Below are 25,827 nucleotides of genomic sequence, written 5' to 3' on the forward strand. Positions count from 1 at the left end.
GAATCCTTCGATGAAAAAGTTCTTCAGCCTGATCGCCACCCTGCTGGTGCTGGTCGCTGCCGTGGCCATCGGTCGCCAGTTGTGGCTGCACTACATGACCACGCCATGGACCCGTGATGGCCGTGTGCGTGCCGACATCATCAACGTCGCTGCCGACGTGCCCGGCTACGTGGTGGATGTACCGGTCAAGGACAACCAGCGGGTGAAGAAGGGCGACCTGCTGATCCAGATCGACCCTGAGCACTACCAGTTGGCAGTCGACCAGGCCAAGGCACTGGTCGCCTCGCGCAAGGCCACCTGGGAAATGCGCAAGGTCAATGCCAAGCGCCGCGCCGACATGGACAACCTGGTGATCTCCAAGGAAAACCGCGACGACGCCAGCAACATCGCCAATGCCGCCCAAGCCGATTATCAACAAGCCCTTGCCGAGTTGGCCGCAGCCGAGCTGAACCTCAAGCGTACGCATATCGTGGCGACGGTTGACGGCTATGTGACCAACCTGAATATCCACAAGGGCGACTATGCGCGTACCGGTGAAGCGGTGATGGCGGTGGTCGACGAGCACTCGTTCTGGGTTTATGGGTTCTTCGAGGAGACCAAGCTGCCGCATGTGAAGGTGGGTGATCAGGCCGAATTGCAGATGATGAGTGGCGAGCGTCTCAAGGGGCATGTGGAGAGCATCGCCCGCGGCATCTATGACCGCGACAACCCACAGAGCCGCGAGCTGATCGCCGACGTGAACCCGACCTTCAACTGGGTGCGGCTGGCACAGCGGGTGCCGGTGCGCATTCACATCGATGAAGTGCCGGAAGGGTTTTTGCTGGCGGCGGGGACGACCTGTACGGTGGTGGTGAAGCCGAGTTCGCCTTGAGAGGCAGGTCGCCAGACTGATCGAGCGCCGCTCGCGTGGTGCTCGATCTTACAGGCGGCACATCGCTCCAATCATGCACTCGCCGCCCCCACCAACACCGGCACTTCGACCCGATCAATCACCTTCGCGCTGATCGATGGGTCGAGCAACCGCCCCAGCCGCGACAGGTGGCGGTGGCCCATGATGATCAGCTCGCAGTTCAATTCCTGCGCCTTGGCCACAATCGCATCAACCGGCAGCCCGGCCACCATGCAGCCCTGACTGGCGAAGCCGGCTTGCTGCAGTTCGCGCACGGCCTCGGCTACGGCGTGGTCGGCATGCTGCTGTTCCATGCAGGCGGCGGGGTATTCTTCCAGTTCCTCGGCGGTGTAGGGCGCGGGTTGCTCGTGCACCGCGAAGGTCGAATCGATGGCCAGCAGCACGTGCAGTTCGTGCTCGCCCGGGCGGCAGTAGCGGCGGGCGAGGGCAAGCAGGGCGGCAGATGCGGGGGAGGCGTCGATGGCGATCAGGACGGGGCTGGGCATGCAGGATCCTTGATGTATTTGGGGGCTGGGGCGGCCTCTTCGCGTAGACCAACGTAGGCGCGGGTTTACCCGCGAAAGGGCCAAACCTGCGATGCATCATTCTTGACCTAACCCTTCCCCTGAATAAATGGCCCACCACGCACAAGCGCATTGCGTCCGGTGCAATCCATCTACCTGATACCATCGCATTCCCTACAGCTGTAACGGAAAACGGCCATGCAACTTCCGGACATGAACCTGCTTGTCGCCCTCGATGCCTTGCTCGACGAGGGCAGCGTGGTCGGCGCGGCGCAACGCATGAACCTGAGCCCGGCAGCCATGAGCCGAACCCTGGGGCGTATCCGCGAAGCGCTGGGTGACCCGATCCTGGTGCGCGCCGGCCGTGGCCTGGTGCCGACGCCGCGTGCGCTGGCCCTGCGCGAGCAGGTGCATGGCCTGGTGGAGCAGGCCGGGCAGGTATTTCGCAGTCGCGACGATGTCGACCTGGTGAACCTGGACCGTGCCTTCAACATCCGCACCAATGACTTGTTCATCGCCCTGTATGGCGCTCAGTTGTTGCGCATGATGCTGGCCCAGGCACCGCATACGGTGCTGCGTTTTGTGCCGGAGGGCAGCGGCGACGATGATGCGGTGCTGCGCAATGGGCAAATCGACCTGATCATCAGTTCAGCCATTGAACTGGGCCCCGAAATCAAGGTTCAGAGCCTGTTCAACACCTACTTCGTGGGCTTGGCGCGTGAAGGGCACCCGGTTTTCGATGACGAGATCACCCCTGAGCGCTTCGCCGCCTACCCGCACATCAGCGTGTCACGCCGTGGCCGTGCCAATGGGCCTATCGACGTGGCGCTGGCCAATTACAAGGTGGAGCGCCGGGTAGCGCTGATCACGACGAGTTTTCACTCCGCGATGTTTTCGCTGCCGGACTCGGACCTGATCTTGCCGATACCCGCCAATATCCTGAACAGTGTGAACCGGCTGAAACTGCCATTGCGGTCCTTCGAGATCCCTGTGCCACTGGAAAAGGTCAACGTCATGCAGGCATGGCACCCGCGGTTCGATAACGACCCGGCCCATCGCTGGCTGCGGCAGACGTTGAAGGCGTGCGGCAGGATGGACCCTTGAGGCGTATGGCACGTGCGCGCCCGTTGCCCGATTGCGTTTGACGCAATATAAAACTGCCAACAAGTCAGTTTTCGTAAGCATTCGACCTTTTTAGACTTGCTCCGGTCGCAAATTTGTTGCCGGAGATGTCTGCCCATGAGTTCCCTGTCCGCCCCGTCTGCCGCCATTGCCGCCGCCCCCGCGCCGGCTGCGCCCGTGCAGGCGGCGTTCGGCCTGCAGGTAGTGGTCGGGTTGTTCGGTGTATTGCTGGCTGTGCTGTGCGCCGGCCTCAACGAGTCGGTAACCAAGATTTCCCTGGCCGATATCCGCGGCGCCCTGGGCATCGGTGCCGACGAAGGTGCCTGGTTGCTGGCGGTGTACAGCGCCGCTTCGGTCTCGGCCATGGCCTTTGCGCCGTGGCTGGCGACGACCTTCTCGCTGCGCCGCTTCACCATGAGCGCTATTGGTCTGTTCGCCGTGCTTGGCCTGCTGCAACCGTTCGCCCCCAACCTGCACAGCCTGATGTTGCTGCGTGTACTGCAGGGCTTTGCCGCTGGCGCCTTGCCGCCGATGCTGATGAGCGTGGCCCTGCGCTTTCTGCCGCCAGGTATCAAGGTCTATGGCCTGGCCTGCTACGCCCTGACCGCCACCTTTGGCCCCAACCTCGGCACGCCGCTGGCGGGGTTGTGGACCGAATACGTCGGCTGGCAATGGGCGTTCTGGCAGATCATCCTGCCCTCGCTGCTGGCCATGGTCTGCGTAGGCTGGGGGCTGCCGCAGGACCCGCTGCGCCTGGAGCGTTTCAAACAGTTCGACTGGCGGGGCGTACTGCTGGGCCTGCCCGCCATCAGTTGCACTGTGCTGGGCCTGTCGCTGGGCGACCGCTGGGGTTGGTTCGACTCGCCGCTGATCTGCTGGCTGCTGGGCGGTGGCCTGCTGTTGCTGGTGTTGTTCATGTACAACGAGTGGTCCGAGCCGTTGCCGTTTTTCCAGTTGCGCTTGTTGCAGCGGCGCAACTTGAGTTTCGCCTTGGTGACCCTGGCCGGTGTGCTGGTCGTGCTTTCGGGTGTGGGCAGCATCCCGTCGGCCTACCTTGCGCAGATCCAGGGCTACCGCCCGGCGCAGACCAGCCCGTTGATGATGCTGGTGGCCATGCCGCAACTGATCGCCCTGCCACTGACGGCGGCACTGTGCAACATCCGCGCAGTGGACTGCCGCTGGGTGCTGGGCATTGGCCTGGCGATGCTGGCGGTGTCCTGTGTCGGCAGCAGCCTGCTGACCAGCGAGTGGATCCGTGGCGACTTCTACCCGTTCTACCTGCTGCAGGTGTTCGGCCAGCCGATGGCAGTGCTGCCGCTGCTGATGCTGTCCACCAATGGCATGACCCCGCAGGAAGGCCCGTTCGCCTCCAGCTGGTTCAACACCGTCAAGGGCCTGGCCGCCGTCATCGCCGGTGGCCTGTTGGATGTTCTTGGCACCCTGCGCCGGCATTTCCATTCCAATCACCTGGTGGACAGCCTGGGCAACGCGCCGCTGGTTGACGGCAACGCCGCTGGCCTGGCCAAGCGCATTCACGACCAGGCGCAGGTATTGACCTCGGCTGACCTCTATCTGGTGCTGGCCTGTATCGCCGTGGCCCTGATCTGCCTGATTCCTTTCGTGCCTACTCGGGTCTATCCGCCGCGTGCGGTGGCTTGAACCCTGGATGATTTCGAGAACCATTGAAATGACCAACAACCGCAAAACCCTTTTCATCGGCTCGGTGCTGGCCGTGGCCGTCCTGGCCGGCATCGTCGGCCCCTGGATGTTTGGCAGCGATCACCGCCAGAGCACCAATGACGCCTATGTGACCGCCGACTACACCGTGGTCGCGCCCAAAGTCGCCGGTTTCATCAAGCAAGTGCTGGTGGAAGACAATCAGCAGGTCACAGCTGGCCAGTTGCTGGCGACCATCGACGCGCGTGACTACCAGGCCGCGCTGGATGCTGCGCAGGCGCAGTTACTGGTAGCCCAGGCACAAAGCGCCGATGCCCGCGCCACGCTTGAACGCCAGGACGCGCTGATTGCCCAGGCCGAAGCGGCAGTGAAGGCGGCCCAGGCTGAGGTGGCGTTCGCCGACCATGAAGTCAACCGTTACAGCCGCCTTGCCGAGCAGGGCGCGGGTACCGTGCAGAACGCCCAGCAGGCGCGCAGCGCTGTCGATCAAGCCCGTGCTCGCCTGGCCAACGCTCAAGCTGCGCGGGTGGCGGCGCGCAAGCAGGTGGACATCCTCACGGCTCAAGTGGCCAGCGCCGATGGCCAGCTCAAGCGTGCCGAAGCAGGCCTGGAAAAGGCCCAGCTCGATCTGTCCTACACCCGCATCACAGCGCCGGTGGACGGTATGGTCGGCGAACGCGCCCTGCGCGTGGGGGCCTACGTCAACCCGGGCGCTCGCCTGCTGTCGGTGGTGCCGTTGCAGCAGGCCTATGTGGTCGGCAACTTCCAGGAAACCCAGCTGACCCACGTACAACCGGGCCAGCCGGTGCGCATCAGCGTCGACACCTTCTCCGGCGAAACCCTGCAAGGCCATGTGCAGAGCATTGCCCCGGCTACCGGCGTCACCTTCGCCGCAGTCAAGCCAGACAACGCCACCGGCAACTTCACCAAGGTGGTGCAGCGCATTCCGGTCAAGATCGTTCTCGATGATGGCCAGCCACTGCTCACCCGCCTGCGTGTGGGCATGTCGGTCGAAGCCACCATCGACACGCGTGGCGACAAGCTGGACGGCAAAGAGGTAAGTGCGCGATGAAACCGGGATTACGCTTGAGCCCTTTGCTGCTGGCTGTGCTGCTGACCGGTTGCACCCTGGGCCCGGATTTCCAGCGCCCAGATAGCCAGGCCCCGCAGCAGTGGGCGCCGCTGCAAGGCGAGGCAGCGGCCAGTCAGCCGCAGGCCGAACCGCTTGAACTGCGCTGGTGGGAAACGTTCCACGATGCCCGCCTGAGCGCGTTGATCCAGCGCGTTGCCGAACGCAACCTCGACCTGCAGATGGCCAGCGCGCGGTTGCTGCAAAGCCGTGCCCTGCGCAGTACCTTGGCTGCCGACGAAGTACCGTCGGTGGACGTGAACGCCGGTTACAGCCGCGCTCGTAACAGCGCCGATGGTTTGAGCGATCCGTCCGGCAAGGCCGGGAAAGAAGCCTTCAACCTCTGGCAGGGCGACCTGGTGGCCGGTTGGGAACTGGATCTGTGGGGCCGTGTGCGGCGTCAGGTCGAGGCTGCCGATGCCACGGTCGAAGTGGCCGAGAATGACCGCCGCGGTGTGCTGTTGGCACTGCTTTCGGAAACCGCCGGCAATTACATCCAGCTGCGTGCCGTGCAGCACACCCTCGATGTGACGCAGGATAACCTCAGGGTCGCCCGGCACAGCCTGAAGCTGTCCCAGGACCGCCAGGCCGAAGGCGTTGCCACGCGCCTGGATGTGGCCCAGGCCAGCGCCCAGGTCGCGTCTATCGAGTCGCGCCTGCCAAGCCTGGAAGCGCAGCGTGATGACCTGATCAATGCCCTCAGCCTGCTCGCTGCCGAGCCGCCGCGCAGCCTCCAGGCCGAATTGCTGCCAGGCGGCGAGCTGCCTGCGCCGCAGCAGAAGTTTGCCATCGGCTTGCCGTCCGAACTGGCCGAGCGCCGCCCGGACATCCGCCAGGCCGAGGCCCGCCTGCATGCCGCCACCGCCAGCATTGGCGTGGCCAAGGCGGAATTTTACCCCAGCATCCGCCTGTCGGGCAGTGTCGGCTTCCAGGCCCTGCAGCTGTCGGATTTCGGTGGCTGGGATTCGCGCCGGTTCGCCTTCGGTCCACAGATGTCGCTGCCGATTTTCGAAGGCGGCCGGCTCAAGGGCACCCTGGAACTGCGCGAGGCGCAACAGCAGGAAGCCGCGCTGAACTATCGCAAGGTGGTGCTGGGGGCCTGGCATGAAATTGACGATGTGCTACGCCTGTACAACGCCAGTCAGTTGCGCCGTGATCACCTTGCCGAGGCCGTGCGGCAAAACCGTATCGCCCTGGAAACCGCCCAGCGCCAGTATGTGGAAGGGGCGGTGGACTTTCTCAATGTGCTGACGGTGCAAGGCGCGCTGCTGGCCAGCGAGGAGCAATGGATCGACAGCTCGGCGGCGGTGTCGCAGGCGCTGGTGGGGCTTTACAAGGCACTGGGCGGTGGCTGGCAGGCGTTTGACGAGCAGCTGCCGAATGCTAACGGTTAGAGAGGACGCGCAGCATCTGGAGGGCGGGGTACTGCGGTCCATGGCATGATGCTCTACAGCCTGTACTGGCCTCTTCGCGGGTAAACCCGCTCCTACAGCGGCCTGTGTCCAACCACCGATGCGTGTGTGTAGGAGCGGGTTTACCCGCGAATACGGTAGCGGCGGCAACGGTGAACGGCGGGTGGAAATTGGCCAGCAGGCCCGGCCCTTTCGCGGGTAAAAGGCGGCCTGTGTCCAACCACCGATGTGTGTCCACCACCAATCTGTGTAGGAGCGGGTTTACCCGCGAATACGGTAGCAGCGTCAACGGTGAACGGCGGGTGAAAATTGTCCTGCAGGCCCGGCCCTTTCGCGGGTACAGGCAGGCGATCACTCAGAGCGGGCGCAGCAGGCCAAAGCGCTTGCGCAGCGCCCAGTCCAGCAACCGCCGCGGCAGCAACCGTGCCATCAGCGGCAAGGCTGTACTGCCATTCCCCAAACGTACCACTGCGGGCGCCGGCGACTTGCCGACTGCTGCCAGCACGCCTTGGGCAAATACCGCCGCCGACGTTGGCTTGTCCTGCGATGCCCGCGCCCGCGCCTGCACATGCTCACGCAAAGGCCACCACGCCGAGTCGACCGCCAGCACCTGCTCAGCCTGGCGCTGGGCATTGCTGGCGAACTGCGAGGCAATTGCACCCGGCTGTACTTCCATCACCTGCACACCGAACGGCGCCAACTCCAGGCGCAAGGCATCGCTCAGGGCATGCACAGCCGCCTTCGAGGCGCAGTACGCGCCGGCGAATGGCGTGACCAGCACGCCCGATACACTGCCGATATTCACCACCAGGCCGCGTGAGCGGCGTAGCAGCGGGAACAGCGCCCGGGTAACGCCGACCACGGCGAAGACGTTGGTTTCGAACTGCTGGCGCAGGGCGTCGACGCCACCATCGAGCAGTGGGCCCATGGCACCGTAACCCGCGTTGTTGATCAGGATATCGAGGGTTTGCAGTTCCTCTGCCAGGCGGGCCAGTGCCTCGCCGTCGTTTACATCCAGCTGCCGGGCCGTGTAGCCGGCGGCACTCAGTTGCTCGACATCCTCAGGCTTGCGGGCGGTGGCCCAGACATGGTGGCCCGCATCGCGGAAGGCGTCGGCCAGGGCGCGGCCGATGCCGCTGGAACAACCGGTGATCAGGACGGTGGGCATGGTAGGGGCCTGTTGTCATGGAGGATTGGTTGTTGCCTGTGCCGGCCTCTTTGCGGGTCAACCCGCCCCTACACCCTGCAGGAGCGGGTTGACCCGCAAAGAAGCCGGCATAGGCAACACATCAATTGGCAAATGTACCTTGCAGGTGCTCTACCCGGAATTCCAGGGTCTGCGGCCGATAGCCGGAACGCAGCGGCGGCAATGGCAGGCAGTCTTGCCACTCGGCCCCCGGCTGCAATTCACCTGGCCCTCGGTATCGCGGTGCATTGTAGGTGTTCTCGGCCAGGTTCACGGTATCGCCCGGTGCGTACGCCGCCACGCGCCAGCGCAGTTCGGTCAGCGGCACGTCGTTGCCGTTCTTCATGCGTACCTGCAGGGCACGGTCGGCGGGACAGTGTTCGGGGGCGTAGGTCAGGCGCAGGTCCAGGCGTGCCAGTCGACTGCTTTCGCGGCTGTCTTGCCAGACCACGAACAAGGCCACCAGACCCAGGCCAAACACGGCCGCCAGGGAGATGGGAAGAGCCTTGGCTGGGTAACGCAACAACAACACCAGCCAGGTGAGGATCAGCAGGGCACCGATCAGCATCGCGTAATCGCCTCATTCGCGCGCAGGGATGGCTACAGCCTATCTAAAACCCAGCGGTCAGGTAACCGGTGAGCAACTATGCCAGAGGCCAGACCTGGCAATACTGCGAGTAGTGGAAAGGGTACATCCATTCTAGATTCCGCCATGCCTAATCAAAAGGAGCATGGCCATGAGTGACACATCGGTTGAGCAAAACCTGTACAAGAAATGAAAAAAGCGCCTGCCAAGGGCACTGTTACGGCTGTCATCAGCCTTGCGGGTCAAAGAGAGGATTTCGTTTCGCAGGGCGTGGATTTCGGGACCACTGAACAAAACGCGTGGTTGTATGCGTACAAGGGGCAGGCCGATGATGCAGGACGTCTACATTGACTTCGACCTGCAGTTACAGGCGGGCGTGCGGGATGTCGTTATCGGGGGGGAGGCGAACCGGGCGCTTGTTCACAAGCGCGGCACAACCTATGGCGGCTATGCGAAATCCGGACGTATCCGGAAACTCGAGATGACCGCCACAAGCATCAGGGCTGAATCCTTCGAATTTGAAGGGGAGGATGATTTGCAGCGACCTTTCAGGGTGGTGGGTGGCCCATTCGACATCTCCGTCATAGCCCCGACCCTTGAATGAGCAGCTCGCCCCTGGTCAGCCCAGGGGCGAGCCAGCATTTACTGCGCGATGGTCTTCACCGAAACGCCGCGCTCGATGGGGGTGGACGTGCGCCCATACACATCCTCGAAGCGCTCGATGTCATCCTCGCCCAGGTAGCTGCCGGACTGCACTTCGATGATCTCCAGCGGGATCTTGCCCGGGTTGCGCAAACGGTGCACCGAAGCGATGGGGATATAGGTCGACTGGTTTTCGGTCAGCAAGAACACGTTCTCGTCGCAGGTCACCTCGGCGGTACCGGATACCACGATCCAGTGCTCGGCGCGGTGATGGTGCATCTGCAGCGAGAGGCTGGCGCCCGGCTTGACGGTGATGTGCTTGACCTGGAAGCGGCCGCCCATGTCCACCGAGTCGTACGAGCCCCACGGGCGATACACTTCCAGGTGGTTCTGGGTTTCCGTGCGGCCCTGTTCGTCGAGGGTCTTGACCATCTGCTTGACGCCCTGGACCTTGTCCTTGTGGGCAATCATCATGGCATCCTTGGTCTCGACCACCACGATGTTCTCCAGGCCGATCACCGACACCAGTTTGCCGTTGCCGTGGATCATGCAGTTGCGGCTGTCTTGAACCACCACGTCGCCCTTGGTGACGTTGCCGTTGTCGTCTTTCTCGTGCACTTCCCACAGCGACGACCAGCAGCCTACATCGCTCCAGCCCGCCGACATCGGCACCACGCAGGCACGCTGGGTTTTCTCCATCACCGCATAGTCAATGGAATTGTCCGGGCAGCAGGCGAAGGTGGCTTCGTCGATGCTCAGCACATCGCCGTCTTCCTGGCTGCGCTCCAGGGCCAGTACGCAGGTATCGTAGATGTCGCCGTCGTGCTTTTTCAGCTCTTCGAGGAAGCGGCTTGCGCGGAACAGGAACATACCGCTGTTCCAGAAGTAACCACCGGCCTGGACGAACTCTGCGGCGCGTTTTTCGTCGGGCTTCTCGACGAACTGCGCAACCCGCGCCACGCCTTCGGGCAGCAGCGCATCCTGGCTGGAACGGATGTAGCCGTAGCCGGTTTCCGGCTTGGTCGCCGGCACGCCGAACAGCACCATCTCGCCACGCTCGGCGGCCACGGTGGCCAAGGCCAAGGCACGTTGCAGGGCTTTCTGGTCATCGATCACATGATCGGCAGGCAGCACCAGCATCAGCTCGTCGCGGCCTTCGTTGACCAGCTTCATGGCAGCCATGGCCACGGCCGGCGCGGTGTTGCGGCCGAACGGTTCCATGAGGATGCCTTGGGTTTCCAGCTTCAGTGCGGCCAGTTGCTCCTGGACGATGAACTTGTGGTCCTTGTTACAGACCACGATCGGGGTGTCCATGCCCTCGAATACAAGGCGCTCGATGGTTTGCTGGAACAGCGTGTGCTCACCGGTCAGGGCCAGGAACTGTTTGGGGAACTGCTTGCGCGACAGAGGCCACAGACGGGAACCGCTACCACCAGAAAGAATTACCGGGATCATCATGTTTCTCCAATAGTCGTTGAGAGGCAGGGGAATCAGTTGCTAGCCACGGGGCGAGTTACCCACACCGGCGACAAGGCGTTGCCGGAACCCGTTACGTACAGCACTGCGGCTTCGCCGCGCTCCAGGGCGACGGGTTTCACGTCACCCACTTTCTTGTCTCCTTGGTACAGCGCCAGGTTGACCTTGACCGGGTTGATTTCGCGTTCGCCACGGCCGTTGGCGGCCACCGGCTTGACCACTTCGGTCTTGCCGTCGGCGGTTTTCAGGGTCAGTTGCTGGTCGCTCAGGTTCTGCACGCGCACCAGGGCTTTCTGCTTGTTCTTGAACGGTGGTTCTTCGATCAGTTTCGGGGTGCCGGTGTTGCTGTTGACTAGGGTGTAGTACTTGTCCGAGGCCAGCTTGACCGGCACGCTCTTGCTGCCGACCTGGGCGGTGTAGTCGCCACCTGGCAGGAAGCTGAAGTCGCTGCTGGCCTGTGCGCCAACCTGTTTGATCTGGGTGTTGCCGACCGACGCGGCGGCCGGTGCGCTGGTCGCGTTGTACAGGCGTACGAAGGTCGAGCCTTTCGGCGCGCTTGGGCCATACAGTGCGGCGTCGGCACCAGCAAAGGCCTGCATCGAAGCAAGGGAAAGGCCGGCCGCGAGGGTGAGGGCTTTGGCAATGGAAGTCTTGGTAGTCATGTGCGTTTCCTCTCTATCAGTCAGTGGTCTGTCCGGGTGGACGACAAGGCCAGGTTTTCTTCGGATTTACGGGCGTTTTTCAGCTGCGCGATCCACTGCGGATCGAAGCTGCTGAGGTCGTTTTTCATTGGCAGATAACGTTCGGGGAATTCCCACACCACCACTTGTGGTGCGGCGTTTTTAAAGGCATCGCTTTGCAGGTACTTGAGCATCGGCAGCAGCGGGCCATGGCCGTCTTCGGCGTAGTTGGCGACGTCACTGCGCAGGGCCTGCTGCAGCGCGCCGAGGAAGTTCCAGTGCGGGTTGGCGCTGTAGCTGGTGCCTACCAGTGCAACCGGGATCTGCTTGTCGGCGAACAACGCGTTGCCGGCGTCACCCTCGGCATCGACCGGCCGGGTGGTGCGTTTCTGCAGGTTGTCCGGGGCCGGCAGCAGGTTGCTGAACAAGGGGTCCAGTGGCAGGAAGTTGGTCAGGTCGCCCTTGTAGGGGGCGGTGTTGCCGGCTTCGGTGATGAAGGCTTGTGGGTCGCCGTTGAGCAGGCTCTGGCGGCTGACCGCTTCGGCCAGCGCCTGCGCCGCCACTTCGGCACCCATAGGCGTCCAGTGGGTATCGGTACGCAGGAATACCTGGCCGCGGGCCTTGGCCTGCTCCATCGGCGCCATCAGGTCCGGTGCGAACACGTTGGCCTGGCGTGCCTGGGCATGGAACTGGTTGTACAGGTCGTCATGCAGGCTGGCAGGCCGCTCTTTGCCCAGGTACTCGGCGTAGACCCGTGCCTTGGCCGGCACGATCGCCAGCACCAGCTGGCTACCGTGTTGCTGCAGGGTGTCGCGTACGCCACGGATCAGTGCCAGGTTTTCCTGCATCAATTGCTCGGCACCGGCGGTGGGCTTGAACTCTTCGTCGCTGAACAACCACTGGTCGCGGCCCAGTACCACACCCGGGCGGCCTTCGTTGAACAGCTTGAAGTCCATGGCCGCCCACAAGTTGGTACCCAGGCGCTTGATCGGGAACTCGGCGTCGTAGTGGGTCTCGGCGGCCTTGGCCAGCTTGCCGTTGAGCAGGGTCATCTGCTCGGTGCGCTGGAAACTCTGCAGGCCACCGGTGGACCAGGCGCCCATGCCGACCAGCAGGCCGAGGAACGACAGGGAGTAGGTGATGCGTAATGTCCGGGTCATGGTCATCAACCTCAGAACTGGAAGTAAAGGAACGGCGAGTAGCTTTGCGCCGAAAGCTTGAGGATCGAGGCGACGAACAGCAGCAGGATCAGTGCGCGGGTCATCACCCGGGTCCAGTCCAGGCCGATCGAGCCGTCAGCGTTGACCTGCACCGGGGTCGCCTTGGGCGTCGGCCTGGCATTGCGGTAGAAGTCGCGCAGGCCGAAGAACGCCAGGGTGAGGTAGGCGATGACCAGGGTGGCCACCTGCAGACCGGTGAGCTGGGCGCGGTTGAGCTCCGACAGCTGCCAGTCGCCGAAGCTGAACATGGCGCCGTACATACGGGCGGCCACCTGCAGGTTTTCGGCGCGGAAGATCACCCAGCCGACTACCACCAGCAGGAAGGTGAAGGCCCACTTCACCGGGTTGAAGCGCTGCGGGTTGGTGTCGAGGCCCAGCGCGCGCTCGATGGCCAGCCACATGCCGTGCCAGGCGCCCCAGATGATGTAGGTGAAGTTTGCACCGTGCCACAGGCCGCCCAGCAGCATGGTCAGGAACAGGTTGCGGTAGGTATTGAAGGTGCCTTTACGGTTACCGCCCAAGGTGATGTACAGGTAGTCGCGCAGCCAGGTCGACAGGCTGATATGCCAGCGCCGCCAGAACTCGGTGATCGACTGGCTGATATAGGGCTGCTTGAAGTTTTCCATGAAGCGGAAGCCCATCATCAGGCCCAGGCCGATGGCCATGTCGCTGTAGCCGCTGAAGTCGAAGTACAGCTGTGCGGTGTAGGCCAGGGCGCCGAGCCAGGCATCGCCCGTGGTGGGGTTTTGCAGGGCGAAGCAGTGGTCGGCGACCACGGCCAGGGTGTCGGCGATGAACACTTTCTTGATGAAGCCCTGCATGAAGCGGGTGCAGCCTTCGGAGAACTTGTCCAACGTGTGGGTGCGGTTGTTGAACTGGTCGACCAGGTCCTTGAAGCGCAGCACAGGGCCTGCGATCAGGTGCGGGAAAATCGCCACGAACGCTGCGAAGTCGATCAGGTTGCGGGTAGCTGGGGTGTCACCGCGGTATACGTCGATGATGTAGCTGATCGACTCGAAGATGTAGAACGAAATACCGATCGGCAGCAGCACGTGGGTGAGAATGAATGGCTCCAGGCCAAACGACGTCATGATCGCGTTCAGGCTGTCGACGCCGAAGTTGGCGTACTTGAAGTAGCCGAGGATCGCCAGGTCGACACCCACGCCGAGCAGCAGCCAGCGCTGCGCCGGCTTGGTGCGCACACCGGCGGCACCGACTTTCAGGCCGATCCAGTAGTTCCACAGGGTGACGCCGGCGAACAGTGCCAGGAAGTCCACCCGCCACCAGGCGTAGAAGATGTAGCTGGCGACCAGCAGCAGCAGGTTGCGATAACGTTGCCCGCTCAAGTAGTACAGGCCGAGGAAGATCGGCAAGAACAGGAACAGGAACACGTTGGACGAGAAGACCATCCCGGTTCTCCTAATTTGTTCACAGCATCCAGGGCAAAGCGCCCCCCAAACCCCCCAGTGCAAGACTGGAAGGCAACTTAGATTCCTGTGGGAGCGGGCAAGCCCGCGAACAAGGGCGAAGCCCTTGCCATGCACCGCGGTGGCTTCTTCGCGGGCATGCCCGCTCCCACAGGTTCCGCCCCCGCAATGGGGGTCAATTCATTTCTTGCTCTCTGCACTCGGGTCATAGACCCGGGTCACATCGCCCCCCAGCCGGAAGCTGTTGAACGGCTGCATGTCGTGCTTGCGCTCAAGCGTGTCGCCAACGCAGTGGTACAGCGCACACCAGGGCTCGAGCCAGGAGTACTTGCTGTCGACCTTGAGGTCGGTCATGTCCTGTTTCTTGCCCGCCCGCGCCTTGAAGTGGCTGGGATCGCGGGCGCCGGCCAGCACGCCTTCACCCAGGCGCTGCAAGGCGAAGTTGTTCTCGGCGCGCAGGTCGACGCCATTGGCCTGGGCGAAGCTGGCAATCATCGCCAGCGGCGGCAAGGCGTAGTTGTGATAGGCCAGCGCGCGCTGCTTGCGCTTGATTTCGTTGGGCAGGAAGCCTTGGTCATCCACCTGGTTGGCGCCCACCTTGTATTCCTTCACGGCCCAGTCGAACAGGTCGCGACGGTCGGTGGCGACGGCGGTAGCCATGACTGACCAGGCCGCCCAGTAGCTGTGGTTGTTGATCTTCTCCAGCGGCAGGTCGCTCCAGTCACGCACAGTCTGCTCGGCCAGGCGGCTGAGCCATTTTTCGATCAGGTCGGCCTCGGCCTGGTGTGCCGCCAGCGGCTGCGAGTTGGAGAATTTCAGCCGCAACCATGAACCGCTCATGCTGCCCAGCGCCCATTTGCGCATCGACTTGCCGGTATGGTTGTAGTCGGTGGACAGCAATGCACCGGCGCGTGCCCAGGTACCCAGCCAGGTCAGGGTGCAGTCGAGTTGCGCCGGGCGGCCGTCGCGCATGTACTGGCCGACCATCTTGCTCACGCCTTTCTCCAGCGTGGTGATGTCTTCGGTCGACGTGCGGAAGGCTTTTTCCGAGGCTGCGTTGAGCGTTGCCCGTGCCTTGTCCGAGCCTTCGTACTTGCTGCGAAACTGCAGCGGGCCGGTGTATGGCTTGGGCGCCGCTTCGCAGCGGAAGTTACCCTCACCGGTTTTGAGCTTTTCGATCCCCTGGTAGTAACCCTGCGGCGGTACCAGCGCGGCGTGCGCGGCACCGCCAAACAAGGCCAACGCGAGCAGGGCGGGGCTGGAAATTCGCTTGAAAAGGGTCATGGTTCGCCTCACTGGCCAGCCTGCGCGGTCTGCGCAGGCACGGCGAAGTTGTTGCGTTTGCAGAGCTTGGCTTCGACCTTCTGGGTGCCGCTTTCCGGCCCTTGTACCTCGAACGCCAGCAGGCTCTGGCTGGCCCAGTCCTCGTCTTCGCGCATCTGGAAGACGAAGCGGCCGTCGGTGTCGGAGGTTTCCGGTTTTTCCAGCTTGATGTCCTCATGGCGGCCGTTGAGGTACCAGAGGGTGGCCTGCAACACCTTCACCGAGGGGTCTTCGAACTTGACGTCCATCTGCAGGTTGCGGTTGATCAGGTCTTTGATCACGCCGCCCTTGCCGTTGACCATCAGCTCGTTCTTGCCAGGCTTGAGGGTGGCGCTGGCGCTCATCAGGGCTGGGCGGTCATCGCAGCCGTCATCGAGCAGGCCAAGGATTTGCCGCCAGATGGTTTCCTGGTCCAGGCGGTACAGCGGGGAGAATTCCCAGATCAGGATCTTCGGCGGGTTCTTCTGGAATTCCTCGCTGCCCAGGTACTGGATCATCGACCCTTCCAGGCCGCCGCCAGGGAAGGCGACGTTGAGCACGTCGGCGCCGATGTATTGCTCGAGGAAGCCCGAGAAGTTGTAGTTTTTGCCGCTGTGGCTGGTACCGACCAGGGTGATCTGCGCATTGCCGCTGTCACCGAACAGGTCGTCGCCACCGCTCGCGCCTTTCGGCTCGGTGGCGAACTGGTCCATGTACTGGACGGCGTAGCTGGTGCCGCACAGTTGGCCGGCAACGTTGTGCAGGGTGCCGGTCTTGCCCATGCGCCCGGACTTCTTGGTCTCGAATTCCTTGCGCGGGATGCCTTCGAAGGCCGGCATCTTGTGCACGGTGTCGGCCACGATCTTCGCCGCGCGCTCGGCACCGTACGGCGTCCAGTGCTGGTCGCCACGGAAGTAGAAGTCCTTGCCCTGGTCAGCGGCGGCCAGTTGCTCGTTGGTCAGCGGTGACAGGTCGGGCACGTTGTAACCCATGCTGGCGAAGCGCTTGAGCATGGCCTGGTAGTTGCCCAGGGCCTTCTGGTAGTCGAACGCGGCTTTTTCGGCCGGGTTGAGCATGTTGCGGTTCACCAGGCCACGGGTCGGCTGGTACACCACCACCAGTTCCACACCACGTTTCTTGAACGCGTCGTGCACTTGCTGCAGGCGTTTGTAGCCGGCTGGGGTGGTGTTGAACTCGGTGCGCAGGTCTTCACGGGTGCGGAACAGCCAGTCGCCCTGGGCCTGCACCAGCGTGGTGAAGTTTTGCTGATAGCGGGTGGTGTAGCGGCTGGCATCGTGCGCTTCAGGGCACAACTGGCAGCAGGGCTCGGCGTTGAAGGTCGGGGCCTTGACGTCTTCGGCGCGCACGCCCTGGCTGATTGCCAGAAGGGCGGCGGACAGGCCCAGCAGTTTCATCAGGTGTGGAGTCATGGTCTGGGCTTCCTTAATCGATCATTTCGGTCTGGCGTTCGACCGGGTCGATCAGCACAGCCTTCTGCTGGCGTACCAGCAGGTCGAGGATTTCGTCCTGGCGCTCACCCAGCACACCATTGAGGCTGATGCCGCTGGCCTTGCGCGGGGCGAGCATGGACACCTTGTACAGCTCGACCGACAGCGGCGAGTCGATCGACAGCGGGCCGGAGCCGTTGGCCGACAGCTCGCCACCCACCACGATCAGCGACACCTTGGTGTCGAATGGGTCGAGGGCGATGTCGCGGTCGGTGTCGGACAGGTCCTTGATGTGGCCGTATACGCCGACCAGGCCGTTGGCCATGGCGACGTTTTCGTACAGGCGGATGTTCACGCTGTTGCGCACGCGGATGCCGTGGCGGCGGTTGTTGACCAGCTTGTTGCCCCAGATCAGGTTGTCGCCGCTTTCGTACAGGGTGATGCCGTCGGTGTGGTTGCGGTAGATCTCGTTGTAGGCCACCAGGTTGTTGACGCTGTTACGGTCGATCACCACGCCCGAGAGCTTGTTGTTGTAGCTCTTGTTGTTGATGATCCAGCTGTCGTTGACCTCACGCGAAACGATGATGCCGTGCTTCTTCTTGGTGCCGTACACCGTGTTGCCGGCGATGATCAGGCGATGCGAACGGTCGTGCGGGTCGATGCCGTAGACGATGTTGTCGCGGTAGGTGCTGTCCTTGATCACGAAGTCCTGGGTTTCGTAACAGTAGAAGCCGTACCACATGTCGCTGAACTCCGAACCGATGATCCAGCCGGTGGGCTCCGGGCGGCCCATGCGCTTGGCCATGTTCGGCGTGTACTGCGAGATGCTCACGCCATACGACTTGGACTTGGCGTAGCCGAAGCTGGCCATTTTCGTATTGACGATGTAGGTCTCGGTACCGCCCCACGACAGCAGAAACGGGCGGAATTCCTTGGGCGAGCGGAAGGTCGCCGGGCCGTTGTCCTTTTCCCGCCAGCCGGTCACCTGGGTATCGGTTACGAACAGCTTGCCGTCATTGACCAGAAATGCGCCGCCCTCCTGGGACAGGCGCAGCTGTTTGACCTTGCCGTCGATCTCGAGGATGCCCTTTTGCCCGACCACGATCGGCAGGCGTGCCAGGTAAACCCCAGGCTCGACTTCGCTGAAGTACTGTTTGGGTACCTTCTTGCTCAACTCGGTCAGGTCGACATGGCCGTCTTCGACGAAGATCGCCTGTGGGATGCCGTGCTGGCGCTGCACCCACTCGGCGGCCTTGTTGTCGCCGCCGACGAACTCCTTGAGGGTGTCCTCCTGGAACATACGGCGCAGGCTGACCTTGCCCTTGTGGCGGCGGTCGATTTTCTTCTGCACCGCCTCGGCCGTGAAACCGGTCAGGTCGGGCAGCTTTGGCGGGTCCATCTGCAGCGGCTCGATCGGTGCGCTGGCCACCGTATAGGTCTTGGCCTGCTGCAGCTCCTTGGCGATCACCTGGGGCTCTGCGGCAGTGGCCAGGCCGCTTGCCAGCAGCAAGGCACTGGCCAACAGGCTGTGACGTAAGTGCGGGTGAAGGTTCATCACGGTCAGTCCCCTACCAGCCTCAGAAGCGCCAGATGACGTCGACGAAGGCGCGGTGCATGTACGAGTCCGCTTCCTTGCCGTAGGCGTCGCCCGGCTTGAATACACCGGCACGCAGGCGCACCAGGGCTGACGGCTCGTCGATGGCCTGGCTCATCGAAGCCGGCAGCAGGCCTTGCTTGAAGTACTTGGTCACGACCACGTCCATTTCCTGGCCGAGGTCTTTTTCGCCATCGACCAGCGGGCGATTCACGCCGTTGTCGTTGACCACCGCGTTGATGCCACTGGAACCGATGTTCTGGTTGCCATCGACCCGCCAGAATTTGTGGTAGATCAGACTCGCGTCATAGTCGTCACGCAGCTGCCACGAAGCGAACAGGGTGGCGGCCTGCAGGTTGCCCAGCTCGCCGCGGAACGCTTCGCCGAAGCGGTGCACACGCGAGCGGGTGCCGGTGAAGTTGGAGCGGTTGCTCTCCAGGCCGGTCTGCTCGAAGTTGTTCGAGCCGTCATCGCCGCCGCCGCCGCTACCGCGGGCGTACGCAGCGCCGACCTGCCATTGCGGGTCCAGACGCAGGCGGATACCGAGGTCGGTTGCCCAGGCGTTGACGTCACCGCTCTGCTTGCCGGTGGCGACTTGGTCGTCACCCACCTGCTGGGTGCTCAGCTTGTCACGGTCACCGGTCAGCCAGGTGACGCTGCCCCAGTAATTCACGGTGTGGTCGTTGCGCCAGTTGTAGGCGTCGCTGTTGGCCTCCAGACCCAGCCAGGTAAGGTCGCCAGTGCGGGTCTTGTCCAGCGCGTCGACCGTTTCGCCGGGGCTCTTCAGGCTGCCGCTGTCATGTGTGTGGTGAGCGCGCAGGCCAACCCAGTGGCCAGGGGTCCACTGTGTGGCGACGTTGCCGTAGATGTGGGTGCGGTCCTTGTCTTCCGGCGCCAGTTCGGTGAGGTCGGTGCGGTATTCGCTGAAGCGCTGGGCGACGCCCAGGTCGGCCTTGAGCAAGGTGGTATCGAAGGTCCAGTTCAGCGCTTCGATGTTGGTATCGCGCCACATGCCATCGTCGCTGCGCAGGCGCTGGCGACCGAAGCGCAGTTGCTCGCCTGGGTAGGCGGTAAGGCCGCTGTAGCCGACCCAGAACTCGCGCATGGCCAGGTAGCTTTTGTCTGGTTGACGGCTATCGTCGCCGGTTTCGGTGCTGGTGCCATCGTCGTTCTGGCGCAAGGTGTCGGTTTCGATGGTGTCGGTCGCAGCGACCGCCTGGCCCATGGCGTAGGCACTCCAGTTACCGCGCTCGCCGTACACCCACGGGCGCAGATCCAGGCCCAGGCCGTTGACGTCGCCGCCAGAGCGGGTGCCCAGGTCACGGTCGTCTTCCGACTGGCCGGTGATTTTCACGTCCAGGCCGAAGTTTTTTTCAGCGGTCATTTCCGCCAGGGTCGGGCAGGACCACAGCAGGGCGAAGCTCAGGCCGATGCCGGCTTTCACGAAGGGATTGAGCGTCATAGCGAGTCCTCACCGTCTACTTCTTTTTCGTCGTCTTGCAGGGCTTCTAAGGCCAGGGTGCTATTCGCGCCCTGCGCCAGGCTGCCGCGTGCACGCTTTTCCTGGTCCAGCAGTTGCTGGGCCTGGTTGCGCTGATCAGGTGTCAGTTGCTGGTCGAGCTGCTGCAGCAGTTCGGCTGATTGCGGCGTCGGGTTGGCCTGCGACAGCTGGGCGAACACCCAGGCGTTGCCCGGTTGCGGGCGGATGCCGTGGCCCTCGCTGAACAGCTGAGCCAAGGCATAGTCGGCGCTGTTCTGCCCGCCACGGGCGGCGGCCAGCAGGTGGTCGACGGCTTTCTGCGGCTCGACATTGCCCAGGTAGCCGCGGCGGTAGAGCTGGCCCAGGTAGTAATGGGCGCTGATCTCACCGGCTTCGGCAGCGGCTTGCAGGTGCTGCTCGGCTTTTTGAGCGTCGGCTGGCAGGGTTTTGCCTTCGTAGTACAGACGGCCCAGCAGCAGTTCGGCGCGTGGCTGTTCAGCTTCGCGGCCTTTGTCGATGTAGGCCATCAACTGGTCGGTGTCGCCCAGTTCGGGGAAGTCGTATACCAGCTGTGCCAGGCTGACCCAGGACGCCGGGTTGGCCGGGGCTACTTGCTCGAGCAGGTCCTTGGCGGTTTTTTCGTCGGTCTGGCCAAGGCTACGGTCGGCCAGCACGCGGGCCACGCTGTCAATCCGGGTGGCCGGCACTGCGCCACGGGCGTAGGCGGCCTTCAACTGGCCGAGCAGGGCGGCTTGCTGGTCGGCCTGGCCGCGTTTCTGGTATACGGTGGCCAGTTCGACGTAGCAGATGTCGGTGCTGTTGAGCGCCGCCTTGCAGATCTTTTCCACTTCGCCCAGGTGCTGGTCATAGGTGCCCTGGGTGCGGTACAGCAGCACCTGGGCCAGGCCCGCTTCCGGGTTGCCGGCGGCGCGCCACTGGTCGATCTGCTGCTGCGCGTTGACCTTGGGGAAGCTCTGCGGGTAGCTGAGGTAGAGCATCGCCAGTGGGATCAGGGTGTTGCTTTCGCCTTGACTGGCCGCTTGCTTGAGCAGGGTCTCTGCTTCTTCGCGCTCGGCCTGGGTGCTGTCCGGCTTGGCCACCAGCAGGCGGCCAAGGCGCGCCTGGGCGCGTGGCGACGTGGCGGCTGCAGCGCGATAGGTGGCTTCGGCTTCCTTGATTTGCGAGGGGTCGCGGGTGGCCACCTTGATGTCCGCAAGGCCGACTTGCGCTTCGCTGTAGCCCAGGTCGGCCAGCGCCTTGTAGTTGCGCTCGGCCAATGCCGTGTCACCGCGCTTCATGGCCTCGTTGGCCAGACGCTGGTCGGGCAGGCCGGCACACCCGGCCAGGGTGATGGCGGCGGCCAGTGCACACAATCCCAGGTTCACGCGGACCTTGTAGGTATCAGAGATCATTGTCTGTCCCTCACAGGCCGCGGGCCACGGCTTTGTCGATCAGCCAGTTCAGCGAGGGGCCACGGTCGCTGTTGACCGAGGCCGGGCGGCCGGCCAGTTCGGCGGGCAGGCCGGTGTCTGGCTTGATCTGCACGCGGATGTCGGAGGACAGGTCTTCGCTGTTGAGGCTGGCGCTGCTGACGATCTGGCCGGTGCGCACTTCGTCTTCGCCGGCCACCTGGAAGTTGACCCGGGTACCCGGCTTGACCTCGTCGAACTGGCGGTAGCTGAAGCGCGCCTCGACCATCGGGTTGGTGGTGCGTGGGATCAACTGGAAGATCGGCTGGCCCTTGGCGGCGTACTGGCCGTCGTCCACCAACTGGCGCGCGACCACGCAATCGCAGGGGCTGGTGAGGGTGCCGGACAGTTGCTTGCCAAACAGCTCCTCGATCTTCGCCGGCTCCAGCTGTGCGTCTTCAAGGTTGCCCTTGAGCATGTCCAGCATGCTGGTGGTGAAGCTGGCCAGTGGCGCGCCCTTGGCGATCTGCCCACCGCTTTCGACCAGGCTGCTCACGGTACCGTCGCGCGGCATGGTGACGTTGGTGGTCGGCACTGCGACCACACCGGCTTCGGCGTGGCTGACGAAATACATGCCATACAACGATTTGGCGACGAAGCCAAAGGCCGCAACGCCGACCACGAACACGCCCAGTGTGACGGTGACTGCCTTGAAGCGGCCGAAGGCGCTCAGGCCCGACCCACCGTCCTTCTGCTTGCGCGCCTTGGTGAAGTTGTCACGTTGCAGGGTGCTGAGTACGTCGCCGATGCTGATCAGCTCACCCGACAGGTGGCTGGTGATGATGTGCCGCAACGTGGCGATGTCGCGAGGTTCAAGGTTCTGGAACTGCGCACCGATACGGCCATTGTCCGGGTTGTACGAGCGCACCTGGAACTCGATGTCCATCGACAGGCCCAGGTTGTCGACCACGAACTGCAGGCGCCCGCGCAGCACATCGCCCACCGACTGCGGTTGCTTGGCGTGGAAGCTCAGGCCGCCGGCAGAAAGGTCTTCGACCTTGACCTCGTGGACCTGGCGCTGGGCGTCCAGGAACCGCAGCTTGGCGGGAATGCGTACCCGGGCGTGTTGGCGCTGGGCTTCGGACTCATGCACGACATTGACGTTCACGGCGGTATTCATGGTGGTTTGTTCCTGTTAGATCCGATCCGGGTTGGGCTCACACGACCATGAACAGCACAGCAACGAAGATGCTGGCAGCCGAGAAGGTCATGGTCCGCGAGGACCAGGTGTTGAACCATTGTTGAAAGCTGGCGAGGTCACGCTTGAGGGCAGTGGGCTGACGCGTCCACGACTGCTTGTCGAGGCGGAAGAACACGTAGATCTTCATCAGCGCGCCGATGATCTGGTTGTAATAGAGAATCAGCGGGTAGGCTGGGCCTACGTTGTGGCCTGAGCACAGCAGCATGATGGTGAGGATCAGGCGCGTAATGCCGATCCACAGCAGGTACACCAGCAAGAAGGCCATGCCGAACTTGAGGCTGGCGATCACCGCCACGGTCAGGCCCAGCAGGCTGGTCCACATCGACACGCGCTGGTCGAACAACACGATGCTGGTGAACAGCCCCAGGCGACGCAGGCCAAGGCCCAGTGCCCGTGAGTTCTGCCGCAGGTTGTTGCCGTACCAGCGGTACATCAGCTTGCGGCTGGCCTTGAGGAAGCTTTTTTCCGGCGGATGCTCGACCGTGTTGATGGCGGCGTCCGGCACGTAGAAGGTGTCGTAGCCCAGCCGCATCAGGCTGAACCAGCTGGACTTGTCGTCCCCGGTAAGGAACTTGAAGCGGCCCAGGCGCCAGTGCATCAGCGAGTCGCTTTCGACGTCGGCGATGAACTCGGGGTTGGTCACCACACTGGCGCGGAACATCGACATGCGCCCGGTCATGGTAAGCACGCGCTTGGACAGGGCCATCGAGCACATGTTGATGTGGCGCTGGGCGAAGCGCAGCTTGTGCCACTCGCTCATGATGTAGCCGCCACGCACTTCGCAGAATTCATTGGTGGTCAGGCCGCCCACATTGGGGAACAGCTTGAACCACGGCACGGTCTTGCGTACCACGCCGTCGGCCAGCACGGTGTCACCGTCGATTACCGCCACCACGGCGTTCTCGTCCGGCAGCATGCGCGAGATGGCGCGGAAGCCGTAGGCCAGGCCATCGCGCTTGCCGGTACCGGCGATACGCACGATGTCCAGCTTCACGTGGGCCGGCGGGTTGTACTTGGCCCACAGGCTCTTCACCAGCAGTTCATCGGACATTTCCACCAGCGAGCAGACCACGGTGGTGGGGAAGCCGCAGTTGATCGCCTCGCGGATCACCGAGCTGTATACCTGGGCGGTGGTCAGCGCTTCGATACGGAAGCTGGTGACCATCAGGTAGACATGCGACGGGTCGGTGGCGTTACCCATTTTCTGCACCTTGCGGCGCAGGTACGGGTACACGCCGTAGAGGAAGATCATGCCGCGGATGAAATGGGTGGCGCCCATGGAGTAGCGCCAGATGCCGACTGCGCCGACCAGGAAGATGAAGTGCTTCGACTGCGAGTCGAAGATATCAGCTGGCAGGGCCAGGGCGATCAGCATGAGCAGGCTCATGTAGAGCAGCCACCCGGCGCACTGCAACAGCACTGTCTGGAGCCTTTGCATGTTCAGCATCCGTCGAGAATTCGGGAAAGGGTGGGCAGCGAGGAGGCGGCTCTTGTCGAGTGCCTCATCGCTGCCCGGCCGGGCACTTACCAGCAGATGCCTTCGGTACGGGCGGTAGTGCTGGTCGGTTTGTTCATGAAGCCGACCAGGTCGATCACCTGCTTGCCGGCTGGCGCTTGCAGGGCCAGCGCACGGAACTGCTCGTCACGGTTGCCGAGGACGATGATGTCGGCGTTGTCGATCACCTGCTGCAAGTTGGCGTTGAGCAGCGACGACACGTGCGGGATCTTCGACTCGATGTAGTCCTTGTTGGCGCCGTGAACACGGGCGTACTGGACGTTCTCGTCGTAGATGTCCAGCTGGTAGCCCTTGCCGATCAGGCGCTCGGCCAGTTCCACCAGCGGGCTTTCGCGCAGGTCGTCGGTGCCGGCCTTGAAGCTCAGGCCCAGCAGGGCGACCTTGCGCTTGTCGTGGGCTTCGATCAGCTCGAAGGCGTTCTGCACCTGCGATTCGTTGCTGCGCATCAGCGAGTCGAGCAGCGGTGCACGGACATCGAGGCTGGCGGCGCGGTAGGTGAGGGCGCGTACGTCCTTGGGCAGGCAAGAGCCGCCGAAGGCGAAGCCAGGGCGCATGTAGTACTGGGACAGGTTGAGGACCTTGTCCTGGCAGACCACGTCCATCACCTCGCGGCCATCGACGCCCACCGCCTTGGCGATGTTGCCGATTTCGTTGGCGAAGGTGACCTTGGTGGCGTGCCATACGTTGCAGGTGTACTTGATCATCTCGGCCACTTCGATCGGCTTGCGGATGACCGGGGCGTCGAGTTCTTCGTACAGGGCCTGGAGGATGTCACCGCTGGCGCTGTCCAGTTCGCCGATGACCGTCATCGGGGGCTGGTCGTAGTCCTTGATGGCGGTGCTTTCACGCAGGAATTCCGGGTTGACCGCCACACCGAAGTCGACGCCGGCCTTTTTGCCCGAGCAATCTTCCAGGATCGGGATGACCACGTTCTTGACGGTGCCAGGCAGCACGGTGCTGCGCACCACGATGGTGTGACGGCGGGTGGTGTCACGCAGCACGTAGCCAATCTCGCGGCACACGGACTCGATGTACTCTAGGCCCAGGTCGCCGTTTTTCTTGCTGGGGGTGCCCACGCAGATCATCGACACATCGCTGGCACGGATGGCTTCGGCGAAGTCGGTAGTGCCGCGCAGGCGGCCATTGGCGATGCCCTGTTGCAGCAGTGCTTCCAGGCCAGGTTCGACGATGGGCGACTTGCCCTGGTTGATCAGGTCGATCTTGGTGCTGGACACGTCCACACCGATCACTTCATGGCCACGCGCCGTCAGGCAGCCTGCACAGACTGCACCCACATAACCCAAACCAAAGATGCTGATACGCATCGCTATCACCTCATGTGTTTATCACGCCGGCGCCTCCGCAGAGACCCGGGCTGGGTTGATTAACAACAGTTTTCGGGCGCACGGATCCATGGCGAATGCACACTTCGCCGAGCGCAGGCAAAATAAATCCGGAACGCAAAAAGTTATGCGCTCAAAGTTGGCACTCAATAGCCATTCATTAAAAAACGTGCCCTGAAATGCAGCCGTCTTTATTGCAATGCGCTACTTGGCGCGTTGCTGTGCTTGTTTTTTCAAGTGAATAAATCCTTTGAAATCAACCACTAGGACGATTTGTAAGGGACGCGTCTCTCCTGCATGGACAAGGTCTTCGGGGGGTTCCGTGATACCTGTCGAATTTTTTATGGCGGGCAGGGGATAACCGCCCCTGTCTTCTTTAAAATATCTCTCACAACCCCGCGGGCGTCTCTTTTACAAATCTTGAGGTGCCGACCAAAATGAGGGGGGTAGACGTCGATGGTTGCCTTTGTAAAAAAAAAAAAAAAACCAGGAACACTCGAAGCA

Annotated in this window: 21 protein-coding genes; 6 read left to right on the forward strand and 15 right to left on the reverse strand. The window is 62.9% G+C overall.

The window, feature by feature from the left end; translation table 11 throughout:
- Positions 1-10 precede the first annotated feature (10 nt).
- Positions 11-871, forward strand: a complete 861-nt coding sequence (locus tag ACK59Z_RS10680; RefSeq protein ID WP_064491610.1) for an HlyD family secretion protein — start codon at positions 11-13, stop codon at positions 869-871.
- Positions 872-942: 71 nt separating this feature from the next.
- Here the strand turns inward: ACK59Z_RS10680 and ACK59Z_RS10685 are convergent, their stop codons facing one another.
- On the reverse strand, positions 943-1,395 hold the full coding sequence (locus tag ACK59Z_RS10685) for a universal stress protein (protein WP_104962541.1): 453 nt from the start codon (positions 1,393-1,395) through the stop codon (positions 943-945).
- 216 nt (positions 1,396-1,611) lie between these two features.
- On the opposite strand from ACK59Z_RS10685, the gene ACK59Z_RS10690 reads away from it, so the two are divergent.
- From ACK59Z_RS10690 to ACK59Z_RS10705, 4 genes are all read left to right on the forward strand, one after another.
- Positions 1,612-2,517 (forward strand): LysR family transcriptional regulator, encoded by a 906-nt coding sequence (locus ACK59Z_RS10690; RefSeq protein WP_003251728.1) that lies wholly within the window; start codon positions 1,612-1,614, stop codon positions 2,515-2,517.
- A gap of 135 nt (positions 2,518-2,652) precedes the next feature.
- Complete coding sequence (locus tag ACK59Z_RS10695) at positions 2,653-4,194, forward strand: MFS transporter (RefSeq protein WP_004575353.1); 1,542 nt, start codon at positions 2,653-2,655, stop codon at positions 4,192-4,194.
- Between the two features lie 28 nt (positions 4,195-4,222).
- A complete protein-coding gene (locus ACK59Z_RS10700; RefSeq protein WP_049587435.1) occupies positions 4,223-5,284 on the forward strand; it encodes an HlyD family secretion protein in 1,062 nt (353 codons plus the stop codon).
- Positions 5,281-6,735: an efflux transporter outer membrane subunit gene (locus tag ACK59Z_RS10705; protein ID WP_409292980.1), complete on the forward strand. Its 1,455-nt coding sequence runs from the start codon at positions 5,281-5,283 to the stop codon at positions 6,733-6,735. Before ACK59Z_RS10700 ends, ACK59Z_RS10705 begins: the two co-directional genes overlap by 4 nt.
- Before the next feature lie 373 nt (positions 6,736-7,108).
- On the opposite strand, the gene ACK59Z_RS10710 is transcribed toward ACK59Z_RS10705, so the two are convergent.
- Positions 7,109-7,921, reverse strand: a complete 813-nt coding sequence (locus tag ACK59Z_RS10710; RefSeq protein ID WP_003251736.1) for an SDR family oxidoreductase — start codon at positions 7,919-7,921, stop codon at positions 7,109-7,111.
- A 121-nt stretch (positions 7,922-8,042) separates the two neighbouring features.
- Positions 8,043-8,507, reverse strand: a complete 465-nt coding sequence (locus tag ACK59Z_RS10715) for a hypothetical protein (protein ID WP_003251738.1) — start codon at positions 8,505-8,507, stop codon at positions 8,043-8,045.
- 346 nt (positions 8,508-8,853) lie between these two features.
- Here ACK59Z_RS10715 and ACK59Z_RS10720 point away from each other — a divergent pair, with 346 nt between their 5' ends.
- Positions 8,854-9,129 carry a hypothetical protein gene (locus ACK59Z_RS10720; protein WP_409292982.1) on the forward strand — a complete coding sequence of 92 codons (276 nt, stop codon included), beginning with the start codon at positions 8,854-8,856 and terminating at the stop codon, positions 9,127-9,129.
- Positions 9,130-9,167: 38 nt separating this feature from the next.
- Here the strand turns inward: ACK59Z_RS10720 and ACK59Z_RS10725 are convergent, their stop codons facing one another.
- From ACK59Z_RS10725 to ACK59Z_RS10780, 12 genes are all read right to left on the reverse strand, one after another.
- Complete coding sequence (locus ACK59Z_RS10725; RefSeq protein WP_003251742.1) at positions 9,168-10,622, reverse strand: mannose-1-phosphate guanylyltransferase/mannose-6-phosphate isomerase; 1,455 nt, start codon at positions 10,620-10,622, stop codon at positions 9,168-9,170.
- 35 nt (positions 10,623-10,657) lie between these two features.
- Positions 10,658-11,305 (reverse strand): alginate O-acetyltransferase AlgF, encoded by a 648-nt coding sequence (locus ACK59Z_RS10730; protein WP_108191278.1) that lies wholly within the window; start codon positions 11,303-11,305, stop codon positions 10,658-10,660.
- Between the two features lie 20 nt (positions 11,306-11,325).
- Positions 11,326-12,483, reverse strand: coding sequence for an alginate O-acetyltransferase (locus ACK59Z_RS10735; RefSeq protein ID WP_409292985.1), 1,158 nt, complete (start codon positions 12,481-12,483; stop codon positions 11,326-11,328).
- Between the two features lie 11 nt (positions 12,484-12,494).
- Positions 12,495-13,952, reverse strand: coding sequence for an MBOAT family protein (locus tag ACK59Z_RS10740; protein WP_014592311.1), 1,458 nt, complete (start codon positions 13,950-13,952; stop codon positions 12,495-12,497).
- A 198-nt stretch (positions 13,953-14,150) separates the two neighbouring features.
- On the reverse strand, positions 14,151-15,254 hold the full coding sequence (locus ACK59Z_RS10745) for a mannuronate-specific alginate lyase (protein ID WP_108191276.1): 1,104 nt from the start codon (positions 15,252-15,254) through the stop codon (positions 14,151-14,153).
- 8 nt (positions 15,255-15,262) lie between these two features.
- Positions 15,263-16,702, reverse strand: coding sequence for an alginate O-acetyltransferase (locus ACK59Z_RS10750; RefSeq protein WP_019752509.1), 1,440 nt, complete (start codon positions 16,700-16,702; stop codon positions 15,263-15,265).
- 13 nt (positions 16,703-16,715) lie between these two features.
- The gene (gene algG, locus ACK59Z_RS10755; RefSeq protein WP_108191275.1) at positions 16,716-18,275 is read right to left on the reverse strand and encodes a mannuronan 5-epimerase AlgG; all 1,560 of its coding nucleotides are present in this window, start codon (positions 18,273-18,275) and stop codon (positions 16,716-16,718) included.
- A gap of 22 nt (positions 18,276-18,297) precedes the next feature.
- Entirely contained in the window at positions 18,298-19,776 is a 1,479-nt protein-coding gene (locus tag ACK59Z_RS10760; protein ID WP_108191274.1) for an alginate export family protein, read from the reverse strand.
- Entirely contained in the window at positions 19,773-21,206 is a 1,434-nt protein-coding gene (gene algK / locus ACK59Z_RS10765; RefSeq protein WP_108191273.1) for an alginate biosynthesis TPR repeat lipoprotein AlgK, read from the reverse strand. The genes ACK59Z_RS10760 and algK overlap by 4 nt, the downstream gene beginning before the upstream one ends.
- Positions 21,207-21,216: 10 nt before the next feature.
- Complete coding sequence (locus tag ACK59Z_RS10770; protein WP_108191272.1) at positions 21,217-22,383, reverse strand: PilZ domain-containing protein; 1,167 nt, start codon at positions 22,381-22,383, stop codon at positions 21,217-21,219.
- A 37-nt stretch (positions 22,384-22,420) separates the two neighbouring features.
- Positions 22,421-23,902, reverse strand: a complete 1,482-nt coding sequence (locus tag ACK59Z_RS10775; RefSeq protein WP_003251762.1) for a glycosyltransferase family 2 protein — start codon at positions 23,900-23,902, stop codon at positions 22,421-22,423.
- Positions 23,903-23,988: 86 nt separating this feature from the next.
- Positions 23,989-25,305, reverse strand: coding sequence for a nucleotide sugar dehydrogenase (locus tag ACK59Z_RS10780; protein WP_004577139.1), 1,317 nt, complete (start codon positions 25,303-25,305; stop codon positions 23,989-23,991).
- Positions 25,306-25,827: the final 522 nt, after the last annotated feature.

The organism is Pseudomonas sp. KCJK9058, assembly GCF_046230975.1.
GTDB classification, from domain to species: Bacteria; Pseudomonadota; Gammaproteobacteria; order Pseudomonadales; family Pseudomonadaceae; genus Aquipseudomonas; species Aquipseudomonas alloputida.

Bases quoted from the DNA above. Each gene is read 5' to 3' on its own strand.
- ACK59Z_RS10745 (WP_108191276.1), bottom strand. From the start codon at position 15,254: ATGACCCTTTTCAAGCGAATTTCCAGCCCCGCCCTGCTCGCGTTGGCC.
- ACK59Z_RS10710 (WP_003251736.1), bottom strand. From the start codon at position 7,921: ATGCCCACCGTCCTGATCACCGGTTGTTCCAGCGGCATCGGCCGCGCC.
- ACK59Z_RS10685 (WP_104962541.1), bottom strand. From the start codon at position 1,395: ATGCCCAGCCCCGTCCTGATCGCCATCGACGCCTCCCCCGCATCTGCC.
- ACK59Z_RS10740 (WP_014592311.1), bottom strand. From the start codon at position 13,952: ATGGTCTTCTCGTCCAACGTGTTCCTGTTCCTGTTCTTGCCGATCTTC.
- algK (WP_108191273.1), bottom strand. From the start codon at position 21,206: ATGATCTCTGATACCTACAAGGTCCGCGTGAACCTGGGATTGTGTGCA.
- ACK59Z_RS10780 (WP_004577139.1), bottom strand. From the start codon at position 25,305: ATGCGTATCAGCATCTTTGGTTTGGGTTATGTGGGTGCAGTCTGTGCA.
- ACK59Z_RS10680 (WP_064491610.1), top strand. From the start codon at position 11: ATGAAAAAGTTCTTCAGCCTGATCGCCACCCTGCTGGTGCTGGTCGCT.
- ACK59Z_RS10715 (WP_003251738.1), bottom strand. From the start codon at position 8,507: ATGCTGATCGGTGCCCTGCTGATCCTCACCTGGCTGGTGTTGTTGTTG.
- ACK59Z_RS10750 (WP_019752509.1), bottom strand. From the start codon at position 16,702: ATGACTCCACACCTGATGAAACTGCTGGGCCTGTCCGCCGCCCTTCTG.
- algG (WP_108191275.1), bottom strand. From the start codon at position 18,275: ATGAACCTTCACCCGCACTTACGTCACAGCCTGTTGGCCAGTGCCTTG.
- ACK59Z_RS10770 (WP_108191272.1), bottom strand. From the start codon at position 22,383: ATGAATACCGCCGTGAACGTCAATGTCGTGCATGAGTCCGAAGCCCAG.
- ACK59Z_RS10695 (WP_004575353.1), top strand. From the start codon at position 2,653: ATGAGTTCCCTGTCCGCCCCGTCTGCCGCCATTGCCGCCGCCCCCGCG.
- ACK59Z_RS10700 (WP_049587435.1), top strand. From the start codon at position 4,223: ATGACCAACAACCGCAAAACCCTTTTCATCGGCTCGGTGCTGGCCGTG.
- ACK59Z_RS10730 (WP_108191278.1), bottom strand. From the start codon at position 11,305: ATGACTACCAAGACTTCCATTGCCAAAGCCCTCACCCTCGCGGCCGGC.
- ACK59Z_RS10775 (WP_003251762.1), bottom strand. From the start codon at position 23,902: ATGCAAAGGCTCCAGACAGTGCTGTTGCAGTGCGCCGGGTGGCTGCTC.
- ACK59Z_RS10760 (WP_108191274.1), bottom strand. From the start codon at position 19,776: ATGACGCTCAATCCCTTCGTGAAAGCCGGCATCGGCCTGAGCTTCGCC.
- ACK59Z_RS10735 (WP_409292985.1), bottom strand. From the start codon at position 12,483: ATGACCCGGACATTACGCATCACCTACTCCCTGTCGTTCCTCGGCCTG.
- ACK59Z_RS10720 (WP_409292982.1), top strand. From the start codon at position 8,854: ATGATGCAGGACGTCTACATTGACTTCGACCTGCAGTTACAGGCGGGC.
- ACK59Z_RS10725 (WP_003251742.1), bottom strand. From the start codon at position 10,622: ATGATCCCGGTAATTCTTTCTGGTGGTAGCGGTTCCCGTCTGTGGCCT.
- ACK59Z_RS10690 (WP_003251728.1), top strand. From the start codon at position 1,612: ATGCAACTTCCGGACATGAACCTGCTTGTCGCCCTCGATGCCTTGCTC.
- ACK59Z_RS10705 (WP_409292980.1), top strand. From the start codon at position 5,281: ATGAAACCGGGATTACGCTTGAGCCCTTTGCTGCTGGCTGTGCTGCTG.